Source organism: Acinetobacter sp. AR_0276, assembly GCF_003000705.1.
In the GTDB taxonomy this organism is placed as follows: Bacteria; Pseudomonadota; Gammaproteobacteria; order Pseudomonadales; family Moraxellaceae; genus Acinetobacter; species Acinetobacter nosocomialis.
The window spans coordinates 1610973-1622735 of the sequence record NZ_PSQO01000004.1 but is presented as its reverse complement, the minus strand read 5'-3'; the positions used below and the strand labels follow the sequence as shown (position 1 = coordinate 1622735).

Annotated in this window: 7 protein-coding genes; 5 read left to right on the top strand and 2 right to left on the bottom strand. The window is 39.1% G+C overall.

Annotated elements, in window-relative coordinates:
* The first annotated feature begins 160 nt into the window (after nucleotides 1-160).
* From CSB87_RS08585 to CSB87_RS08570, 4 genes are all read left to right on the top strand, one after another.
* The gene (locus CSB87_RS08585) at nucleotides 161-493 is read left to right on the top strand and encodes a DUF485 domain-containing protein (RefSeq protein ID WP_002053967.1); all 333 of its coding nucleotides are present in this window, start codon (nucleotides 161-163) and stop codon (nucleotides 491-493) included.
* A 1-nt stretch (nucleotide 494) separates the two neighbouring features.
* On the top strand, nucleotides 495-2210 hold the full coding sequence (locus CSB87_RS08580) for a cation acetate symporter (RefSeq protein WP_002053821.1): 1716 nt from the start codon (nucleotides 495-497) through the stop codon (nucleotides 2208-2210).
* A 168-nt stretch (nucleotides 2211-2378) separates the two neighbouring features.
* Nucleotides 2379-3071, top strand: coding sequence for an ion channel (locus CSB87_RS08575; RefSeq protein WP_006580844.1), 693 nt, complete (start codon nucleotides 2379-2381; stop codon nucleotides 3069-3071).
* Between the two features lie 166 nt (nucleotides 3072-3237).
* On the top strand, nucleotides 3238-5205 hold the full coding sequence (locus tag CSB87_RS08570; protein ID WP_004711521.1) for a BCCT family transporter: 1968 nt from the start codon (nucleotides 3238-3240) through the stop codon (nucleotides 5203-5205).
* Between the two features lie 57 nt (nucleotides 5206-5262).
* On the opposite strand, the gene omp33-36 is transcribed toward CSB87_RS08570, so the two are convergent.
* Nucleotides 5263-6165 (bottom strand): porin Omp33-36, encoded by a 903-nt coding sequence (gene omp33-36 / locus CSB87_RS08565; protein WP_006582474.1) that lies wholly within the window; start codon nucleotides 6163-6165, stop codon nucleotides 5263-5265.
* A gap of 992 nt (nucleotides 6166-7157) precedes the next feature.
* Here omp33-36 and CSB87_RS08560 point away from each other — a divergent pair.
* Nucleotides 7158-8864: a GGDEF domain-containing protein gene (locus CSB87_RS08560; RefSeq protein WP_031953537.1), complete on the top strand. Its 1707-nt coding sequence runs from the start codon at nucleotides 7158-7160 to the stop codon at nucleotides 8862-8864.
* A gap of 33 nt (nucleotides 8865-8897) precedes the next feature.
* Here CSB87_RS08560 and uvrA read toward each other — a convergent pair whose 3' ends face one another.
* Nucleotides 8898-11732: an excinuclease ABC subunit UvrA gene (uvrA, locus tag CSB87_RS08555; RefSeq protein WP_004884874.1), complete on the bottom strand. Its 2835-nt coding sequence runs from the start codon at nucleotides 11730-11732 to the stop codon at nucleotides 8898-8900.
* Between the last annotated feature and the right edge of the window lie 31 nt (nucleotides 11733-11763).

Below are 11763 nucleotides of genomic sequence, written 5' to 3'. Positions count from 1 at the left end.
GTGTCTATCATAACCTATGCCGATACAAAGCTATAAATTGATTAAATTTTAACGACCAAAGTCTAAGTTACGACTTAGAGGTAATCTTGCTAACTTTAATAATGAAAAAATACATTAAAAAAAAGTGACCAAGGTTGGGCACTATGTAAGGAGTTTGGTTATGGATCAAAGCCAAGTGGAACAGATTCTACGTAATCCAAAGTTTCAAAAAATGGTCAAGACAAAAAGTGCATTAAGTTGGACCCTCACCATCATCATGTTAATTCTCTACGTGGGCTTTATGCTACTTGTAGGCTACAACAAAGAATTCTTGATGAGTTCATTTAGTGGCGGTGTAACGACATGGGGGATTCCTCTTGGAATAGGAATTATCATTTTATCTTTCGTACTTTGTGGCGTGTATTCCTACATCGCGAATAACACCCTTGATCAGTTGAGTGAAGAAGCGTTGAAGGAAGTCGAGGCCATCACGCACGAGAAAGGATTACACTAATATGAAATGGAATTCATTAAAAGCGAAAGCCTTATTGGCGGCAGCATCGCTATATTCAACTGTTGCTATGGCAGGCCCGGATTTAGGTGAAGCTGAGCAGCAAGCAACCAACTGGCATGCCATCATCATGTTTGTCATCTTTGTTGGTTTCACATTGTTCATTACTAAATGGGCTGCAAAACAAACTCAATCAGCACAAGATTTCTATACGGCTGGTGGCGGAATTAGTGGTTTCCAAAATGGTTTGGCAATTGCGGGTGACTTTATGTCAGCGGCGTCATTCCTTGGTATTTCTGCAATGGTGTTTAGCTCTGGTTTTGATGGCTTACTTTATTCTCTGGGATTCATGGTCGGTTGGCCAATCGTTTTATTCTTGGTAGCAGAGCGTTTACGTAACCTCGGTAAATATAACCTTTCCGACGTAGTGTCATTCCGTCTTGAAGAAAAACCAGTTCGTACTTTAGCTGCTTTTAGCTCACTTGTAGTTGTTGCATTTTATTTAATTGCGCAAATGGTGGGTGCAGGTCAGCTGATTAAATTGCTATTTGGTTTGAACTACAACATTGCTGTAGTCATCGTTGGTCTATTAATGATGGCATACGTAATTTTTGGTGGCATGTTGGCAACCACATGGGTACAAATCATTAAAGCGGTCATGTTACTGAGCGGTGCAACCTTTATGGCATTTATGGTCATGAAAGCTGTAGGTTTCAGTTTCAGCAATATGTTCACCCAATCTATTGAAGTGTTCAGTAAAGTCCATAACATAAGCCTTGCCGACGCTGCAAAAATTATGGGTCCTGGTAAACTTGCTGCAAACCCAATTGATGCCTTGTCTCTTGGTTTAGCACTCATGTTTGGTACAGCGGGTCTTCCACACATTCTTATGCGTTTCTTCACTGTAAAAGACGCAAAAGAAGCACGTAAATCGGTAGTCGTTGCAACAGGTTTTATTGGTTACTTCTACCTTTTAACTTTCATTATTGGTTTCGGTGCGATCCTTTTTGTATCAAACAACCCGCAATTCCTTGATGTTGCGAAAATGGCAATGACAGGAAAGCTTGAGCTGGTTGGCGGTAACAACATGGCAGCTGTGCATTTAAGTGACGCTTTAGGCGGTGACTTGTTCATGGGCTTCATTTCAGCAGTAGCGTTCGCAACGATTCTTGCTGTTGTTGCTGGTTTAACACTTTCAGGTGCATCTGCAATTTCACACGACTTATACGCTAACGTATTTAAAAAGGGTCAAACGACTCCTGCTTCTGAACTTCGTATGTCAAAAATCGCGACGCTTGGTTTAGCAGTTTTTGCCATGATCTTGGGTATTTTGTTTGAAAAGCAAAACGTAGCATTCATGGTAGGTTTAGCGTTCTCTGTGGCTTGTTGTGCGAACTTCCCGGTACTTGTTCTTTCAATGTTCTGGAAAGGTTTAACCACACGTGGCGCTGTGATTGGTGGAGTGGTTGGTTTGGTAACAGCTGTTGTACTGATCATCTTATCTAAAGCGGTATGGGTTGATACTTTAAAAATCTCAGATACACCAATTAACCCGTTCAATGGTCCTGCATTGTTTGCGATGCCATTGTCGTTCCTTTGCTGTTGGTTCTTCTCAGTGACTGATAACTCAGCACGTGCGAAAAAAGAACGTGCTGCTTTCGACGCACAATATGTACGTTCAATGACAGGTATTGGTGCTTCTGGTGCATCAGACCACTAATCAAAATATATTAAACATGTCATAAAAAGCCCTACGGGGCTTTTTTGATTTTCTCCTAAAGGTTATTGAAAAGAAGCTCCTTAATAAAGAACAACTTGTTTATCCTATTTTTTGTACAGTATGATTTTCTATAATTCAAAACATAATGAAAAAATGGAAAATAATTAAATGCGATCTATTATCGAGTTCTGGGCGAGCTTTCGATTATTGCCTTCTGCATGGTTGCTGTTTGTGCAATTTATTTTACTTATTCTGGCTATGCTGACTTTTGATAATGAGGTTTATAGAACCTTAACTTGGGCATTAGGAGTACTTGCTTTACTCATTATTGCTAAAGTGATTCGTCAAACACCTATGTTTACCTTTTTAGGACTTACCTTTGTAAGTGGCGCAATTATATCGTCAGTGTTTATTTTATTAGGCTACAGCAATTTAACTATCCAGATTTTTGCTCACAGCTGTGAAGCTTTAGCTTACTTCTCGGCAGCTTATGGGTTATTTCGTTATATGTTTGCTGACCGATATTTGACACGAGATGAGCTGTTTGCAGCAGCAGCTGTTTTTACCTTAATTGCTTGGGGATTTGCTTTTTTATACAACATTTGTCAGTTGTTAATTCCAAATAGCTTCCAAAATCCAAACCATGTTTATCACTTACAAACTTGGCTAGATTTATTATTTTTAAGCTTTAGTTTGCAGTCAGCGACAGGGTTGTCTGACCTCATGCCCCTTAGTCCACCAGCACGTGTTCTAGCGATGTTACAAATGTTTTGTGGTGTTATGTATTTGGCATTAATTGTTACGCGTTTGATCGCTTTACAGTATATTTCACACGCTCCTAAAAAGAATTCTGATAAATAAAGAACGAGGTGTTTTAATTTATTTACACCTTTGTAACTGCAATATTAATTAAGTTTGTTTACAGTATGATCGGCTTTCTCTATTGAAAGATATAACTTTGTTCATTCCTGAATGTCTTTATTGGCTTCATGCCTGTCACTTTTCATTAAAATAACATGGAGGATTTATGCCTTCCAAACAAACGAGTTGGTTCGCAAATGTTAATCCCAATGTCTTTTTGGGTACGGTCATTATTATTGCTTTGTTCCTAGCAGTTGTCGTGATCGCTCCGAGTTCTTTTGAACTTTTAACGCAACAGTTAAAGCAGTGGATCACCGATTCATTTAGCTGGTTCTATGTTCTATCAGTTGCATTCTTTCTTATTTTACTCATTTATATTGCCTGTTCTGCGATAGGTCGGATTAAATTAGGTCCTGACCATAGCCAGCCTGAATATAGTAATGGTTCATGGTTTGCCATGCTGTTTACTGCCGGTATGGGTATTGGCTTAATGTTCTTCGGTGTTGCTGAACCTGTCATGCACTATGTAAATCCACCAAGTGGAGATGCGCAGACAATTGATGCAGCTCAGCAAGCTCTACGTGTGACTTTTTTCCACTGGGGCTTACACGCATGGGCAATTTATGCTGTGGTCGGTTTAGCATTAGCTTATTTTGCTTATCGTCATAATTTACCGTTAAAGACCCGCTCAGCCCTTTACCCCCTCATTGGTAAAAAGATTTATGGGCCGTGGGGCGACAGTATCGATATATTTGCGACCATTGGTACGGTATTTGGTGTAGCGACTTCTCTCGGATTTGGTGTCACCCAAATTAACTCTGGTTTACATTATTTATTTGGTGTCGAGCAAAGTACCAATATTCAAGTTCTACTTATTATTTTTGTGAGTATTTTAGCCTCATTATCTGTGTTCTTAGGTTTAGATAAAGGGGTTAAACGCTTATCAGAGCTAAACTTAGTCTTAGCTTTAATATTATTAGTATTTGTTTTTATCGCTGGCCCTAGTATTTATTTACTTCAGACCACTATTCAAAATACTGGGCAATATATATCTAACCTTTTCACCATGACATTCAATTTATATGCTTATCAGCCAAATGGATGGATTGGGGGATGGACCATTTTATATTGGGCTTGGTGGATTTCATGGTCACCATTTGTGGGTATGTTTATCGCAAGGGTTTCCCGTGGTCGTACCATTCGAGAGTTTATTGTAGGTGTTCTTCTTATTCCGACAGGCTTTACCATCATTTGGATGGGCTTTTTAGGAAATGCCGCGTTATTTAGCATTATCCATGAACATCAAACCACTCTCATTCAGGCTGTCCAGCAAGACTCTTCAGTTGCTCTATTTGAGTTTTTAGGGCACTTGCCATGGTCAGGTGTCATGAATATTCTGGCTACTATTTTAGTGGTTTTATTTTTTGTGACTTCAGCAGACTCGGGAGCACTCGTTACTGACTACTTAACAGCAAAAACTGAAAATTCACCAACTTGGCAGCGCCTGTTCTGGACAGTATTGATGGCTGTGCTGGCTATTATTTTACTCTTGGTTGGCGGTCTTGCTGCACTGCAGTCTTCAATTATTATGAGTGCGTTGCCGTTTACTGTAGTCATGCTCTTGATGAGTTGGGGGTTAATAAAAGCTTTGCATCTTGATGTCACGAAAATGCAAGCAATTCAGGAAGCTCGTATTACCCCACGTGCTATTCATAACCCGAGAAGTTGGCAACAACGATTAGGTTTGATCATGCACTATCCTCATAGTGAAGAAGAGGTGAAGCAATATATTGAAAAGCAGGTTTCACGTGCTTTTGAAAATATTCAGCATGAGTTTAGACGTCGTCATCTTGAAGTTTCAATTAGTGAAGTTGAAGATGGTATGCAGCTTCGAGTCGATCATCATCATGAAATTAATTTTATTTATAAAGTTGTTTCACGTGAAACAGTACCACCAAGTTTTTTAATTGGTCGTACGGAAGCAGAAGATGGTCAATATTTCCAAGCCGAAGTATTTTTGAGAGAGGGTGGGCAGAACTACGATGTAATGGACTGGACGCAGGAAGATTTGATTCAGGATATTATTGATCAGTACGAACGTCATTTACATTTCTTAAATATCGTACGTAGTTAATAGCCATAAAAAAGGACTCAATTGAGTCCTTTTTTTTAATTCAATTTCTAAATTAAATTAGAAACGGAATTTAGCATTTAAGCCGATAGTTTGTGTGTCGTAGCTAGACTTTTTAACGTCAGCTTTCATGTAAGACGCACCAACTGCAAGAGCAGGAGTGATGAAGTAGTTTACGTTACCACCCCAAGCTTGGCGGAATTCACCAAGGTCATTACCTTTGATGTTTGCTACGCCGTCGTTACCGATGAATGCAGCACCAACGCTTAACTTAGGAGTTAAGTAAAGGTCAGTTTTTAAACCGTATTGGTTTTCTTGACCGAAAGCACCAGCAGCTTCAAAACCGATTGCCATGTTAGTTCCGTCGATTGGACCTACATATTTAGCACGAGCTGTAACAGCATCTTGATCGTTTTGGATTGCAGCAGTTTGGTTAACAGCAGAGTAGATACCGTTGCTCATGATACCGAAGTTATCTAAAGCAAATTGGTTAGCTACGCTTGTATAACCAACAGCCATCAAGAAGTTAGGTAACAACATTGCACCAACTTCTAAAGCATAACGGTCGCCTTGGTCATCACGAGAAATCGCGTTTTTACCGTCAACGTCAGTGTGGTTATAAGTAGCGCTAGCGTATACAGGAAGATAAGGAGTTGGAACGTAAGCCTCACCTTTAACGCCGTATGTACCTACACGGTAGTTTAAACCGTTGTTTTGGTCATATTGTTGATAGCTGTAACCTAAAGACACGCTAGAAGCTTGGTTTAAGAAAGCTGCTTCAGCTAAAGGACCCTTAGCTGTATCAACATTTTTCAAATAGAATGTACCAGCAACGTCACCAGTGTAGTTCTTATCGTTTGCAGTTGTGTCAACATATTCAGATTGACCTTGAACTTCAAATTGATAAGCATGAGCACCGGTCATGGCTAATAATACAGCAGTGGCTAAACCAAGTTTTTTCATAATCATTTCCAGCATTAACAAGAGATAAAGCTGGGGTCATTGTATTGTAACAATTTATGAAGTCAATAATAGATGAAACGTAATGTTAAGGAAATTTGACACTTATGTTAAAAATGTTTAAAAAATAAACAATCAGAGTGTCTTATGTCAACCTGCTAAAAAAATGAACATTAACAAGAAGCTAAACCTTAAGATTCATAAGGATTTGGCTTTAAATAGTTTCAAAATAATTACATTTATAATTGGAAAAAATGATTTTATTGATCGGATTTAACGTTCATAAATTTGTCGATTCGTTTAATAAATAGTCGTTCGAATATTATTCTTGTTTCAATTTTCATATATTTTGAGGAATAGTTATCATTATTTTGATAAGTTTATCTAAATAATCTATCTATTTAAAATAATTATATAATTGAATAAGGCTAAAAAAAAACATTTTTAAATCAAAAAAACGATTAAAAAATTAATTCTGATCAATTTAATCAACTTTACAAAATTAGAGATAAGTCACACAATTCAATTGCAAAGTTCACTATCTAACATTTTTATAGTTGGTAGTACTTTCCCAGATACGATGTGTTATCACATCAGACTTTACGAGCTCAGCTTTCCCCAAGGTTGAGCTTTTTTTTATCTATAAGAAAACATTAACATTTATTAAAAAAATTACATGAAATTTCTTCTTTTTGGTTTGTATAAAAAAGAACCCAGCTCTAAGCTGGGTTTCGGATGCTGGGAGAGGCATCCAAGAGGAAAAAGAAGTTAACTATAGAATTGCGAAATTTACTTCAGCTGTAAAATGGAGTTTTGCTATAGCCATCATTTGCTCTTTCGATCAGATTTTCATGAAATACAAACGATGAAGACCTATATTGCGTTATTCAAACTTTGTTGCTGAACTTCTGCTCATTAAAGTGCTAGGATGCGGGTTAATTACTTCATTTTATAGTAGTGATGATGGTAGGGCATTTACGGAGTACCAGCTAGAAATGTCAGGATTACGTTCAGAACATATCAGTAATCGACTATTTTTCTTTATGTTGGTCATTATTCTGTCCTTACTGTTTATGGCTGTGCCTCTTATTGTCAGCAGTTATCAAGAATATTTAAAAACTAAACAAGCGTTGGTTGAAATCAAAAGCTTAAAGTCGATTGCTGAAGTTGCAAATAAAGTATCTAAAGAACGTGCGCCAGCAAATAAATTAATGTCGAGTAACGCTGCCGACTTTTTAAAAAATCAGAAGAAGTTATTAGAGTATCGGCTTACTGTCGATCAGCAAATTAATGAAACTATTCGTATTTTAGAAGAAGAGGGTTATTCCGATTTAGCACGTATTTTAGATACTAAATTTAAAGATGATTTGAAACAGGCGCGGACTGTAGTCGACTATTATGCCGCAACACCTGAACAGGCAAGAACCTCTGTGCAATTTGATAATGCCATTTTGGGTATGTTTGGTGCTTGGGATAGTTGTCGGGAAATTTTGCAAAAGCTTATGTTGCAGCTAAAAAGTAAAGATAGCCAAATTAATAACTATTTTACTTTGATTGTGGTTTTAACTGACATGCGTGATCAGGCCGGTCGTACCGCATCTAATGTTATTGCGCCAGTGACGTTTAAAGAAACGATTCCTAATGATAATCGGGCGCGTTCTTTACAGACTCAACAGCAAGCCCGTTACTTATGGGCACTTGTAGATACGCTACAGTCTGAGCAGGCCAAGACTCCTGAATATCATCGCCTTTATGCAAGAGTTAAAACTGAATTTTTAGATAAAGGTGTGCCTATTGTTGGTCAACTTTTAGAAGAAAGCCAGAAGCATGAGGCTTACCATTTAAATGGAACTGAACTTACAGACCAAATCGTTGATAAATTTACAACAGTTATTGATTTACAAAATTTTCTACTTAATAAAAGTGTCTTGATTGCATCTCAAGAAAACTATTTGGCAAAAAAGAAATTCTTTCTTACTTTGCTTATTTCTAGCATATCGTTAGCAGCTGCTTTACTTACCTTAATTTATGCAAAGAGGCGGGTATTTGAGCCTCTTATTCAGGCCCGTACCTTAATTCTTGATTTGTCTCATAGCAAAGATTATCCAGTAGATGAATTGAACCCTAAAAAAGGTGAGTTCATTTCATTGTTTGAAGCGATTGACCGTTTGCAAAGAATGCTTAAGCAGCGAGATGCGTTTGAATTCCAACTTAAAAATATTGCCAATACAGACCCGTTAACTGGTGTATCCAACCGTTTGGCTTTATCTGAGTATTTAAAAATTGTTGAGAGCTATCCTCAAAAGTTTTCACAAACCTGTTTAATGATTATTGATATAGATCGCTTTAAAGATGTGAATGATCAATATGGTCATATTGTTGGTGACCAAGTGATTAAGCGTATTACCGATCAATTGAAAGCGAATGTACGCGCTTCTGATCTAATTGTGCGTTATGGTGGTGATGAGTTTTTAATTTTATTAGAACAGGTGCCGTTTTTAGATGCGCGTCTATTAGCGGAAAAAATTCGTATTGCGATTGCTTTAGAAGAAATTAATTTATCTGGCTCAAATGAAAAATTACATGTATCAGTCAGTATAGGGTTTGCGATTGGCGCGACAAGCTGGATGGAGCTGTTAGAAAAAGCAGATCGTTCACTCTTAAGAGCTAAAGCTCGGGGACGAAATGTTGTAGAGGGATAAAAAAGCCGGAAATCACTTTCCGGCTTTTTTGTTTTATTGTTTCAACATCGGTTTCAAGAAACGACCCGTATGGGAAATCTCGACCTCAGCTACTTGTTCAGGTGTACCTTCAGCAATAATTTGCCCACCACCTGAGCCACCTTCAGGGCCTAAGTCCACAACCCAGTCCGCTGTTTTAATCACATCAAGGTTATGTTCAATCACCACAATGGTATTACCCTTGTTACGTAGCTCATGCAAAATATCGAGTAACTTAGCAATATCATGGAAGTGCAGACCTGTTGTCGGTTCATCCAAGATATAAAGTGTTTTACCCGTATCACGTTTTGCTAACTCACGCGCCAGTTTTACACGTTGAGCTTCACCACCAGAGAGTGTAGTAGCCGCCTGACCTAAACGAATATAGCCTAAACCGACCTGAGTTAAGGTTTCTAAGCGGCGGTGAATGACTGGAATAGCACTAAAGAACTCAGCAGCATCTTCAACGGTCATTTCTAAAACATCAGAAATGTTTTTGCCTTTATAGCCCACTTCAAGTGTTTCACGGTTATAGCGTTTACCATGACAAGCATCGCAAGGTACATACATGTCTGGTAAGAAGTGCATCGCGACTTTAATCATGCCGTCGCCTTCACATGCTTCACAGCGTCCGCCTTTCACGTTAAACGAGAAACGACCAGCGCTATAACCACGGGCTTTCGCTTCTGGCGTTTGAGCAAATAACTCACGAATTGGTGTAAATAGCCCTGTGTATGTTGCAGGGTTAGAACGTGGTGTACGGCCAATTGGGCTTTGGTCAATATCAACGACTTTATCAAGGTGTTGTAGACCATCAATCGAGTCGAACTTTTCAGCTGTTAAGGTTGTTGCACCATTAAGCTGTGTTGCAGCCAGTGGAAGTAACGTACGGTTAATCAGTGTTGATTTACCCGAACCTGAAACCCCAGTCACACAAGTCATAATGCCAAGTGGAATAGTCAAATCGACATTTTTTAAGTTATGGCCTGATGCACCTGAAAGCTTGATGAATTCATCTGGACGTGGCGATTGAGTACGTTTTTTTGGCACCTCAATTTTAAGCTTGCCTGAAAGATATTGACCTGTAAGAGAGTCGGCATGTTTAGCCAGCTCCTCATAAGTTCCTTCAGCAATGACAACGCCACCATGTACCCCAGCACCCGGGCCGATATCAATAATATGGTCAGCTGCACGGATTGCATCTTCATCATGTTCAACGACTAATACTGTATTGCCCAAATCACGTAAGCGAATTAGCGTTTGTAATAAACGGTCATTATCACGTTGATGGAGACCAATTGATGGTTCATCGAGTACATACATAACACCCATCAAACCTGCACCAATTTGCGAAGCCAGACGGATACGCTGAGCTTCACCACCCGATAGTGTTTCGGCAGAACGAGCCAGACTTAAATAGTTCAGACCAACACTTACCAAGAAGTGTAGACGTTCACGAATCTCTTTAAAGATTTTATCGGCAATTTCGCCTTTAGCACCTTCAAGATTTAAATCTTGATAATAGCTTTCTGCATCGCCAATCGACATGCGGGTAATGTCTGCAATGGTTTTATCTTTTACACGAACATGACGTGAAATTTCATTTAGACGTGAACCACCACATGCATCACATGCTGCATTAGATAAATATTGAGCTAAATCATCACGTACATAGTTACTTTCAGTTTCACGGTAGCGACGCTCAAGATGTGGCAAAATTCCTTCAAAAGGTTGTACGCGTGTATGTTTGCGGCCGCGTTCATCGATATAACTTAAATCGATTTTTTCTTTGCCAGTACCTTGTAGAAATTTCTTTTGCGTGTCTTTATCTAACTGGTTCCAAGGCGTATCAAGTTGAAAACCGAAGTGGTCGGCAACTTTTTGCAGCATTGAATAGTAATAAGGACGTTGACGATCCCAACCACGAATAGCACCTTCGCTAATCGCAAGATCAGGATTTGGAATGAGCTTTTCAGAGCTAAAGTGGCTACGGGTACCTAAGCCATCACAAACAGGGCAGGCACCGAACGGATTGTTAAATGAAAATAAACGTGGCTCAAGTTCAGCAACTGCGCGATCACACTCAGGGCATGAGTGTTTTGCAGAAAAAACGCGATCTGGGTGTTCGCCATTCATCCACGATAAAACTGCAATATCGCCACCTAAACGCAGTGCAGTTTCAAATGATTCAGCAATACGGTTGCCTAAGTCATCACGTACTTTAAAGCGGTCAACAACTACCTCAATGGTATGTTTTTTCTTTTTGTCGAGTTCTGGTGGTGTATCAATATCAATGATTTCACCATCAACACGGGCACGAACAAAACCTTGACCTTGTAGTTGTTCGAACAAGTTGCTGTATTCACCTTTACGCTCACGTACCACTGGGGCAAGCAACATAAGTGCTGTACCTTCCTCAAGCGTTTTTACCGCATCGACCATTTCAGAAACAGTTTGCGCAACCATAGGTAAGTCGTGTTCAGGGCAATAAGGCGTACCGACACGTGCATAAAGCAGACGCAAATAGTCGTAAATTTCGGTAATCGTACCAACCGTTGAACGTGGGTTGTGACTGGTAGATTTTTGCTCAATTGCAATCGCTGGTGATAAACCTTCAATCGAGTCAACTTCAGGTTTTTCCATTTGCGATAAAAACTGACGAGCATAGGCCGAAAGTGATTCGACGTAACGGCGTTGTCCTTCGGCGTACAAGGTATCAAAGGCAAGAGAAGATTTTCCTGAACCTGATAGCCCCGTAATCACCACAAATTTGTCGCGTGGAATATCGAGTGACACATTTTTTAAGTTATGGGTACGTGCGCCTCGAATACGGATATGACTTTGGCTCATAAAACATCTCAATTATGTATTGATGAAAATT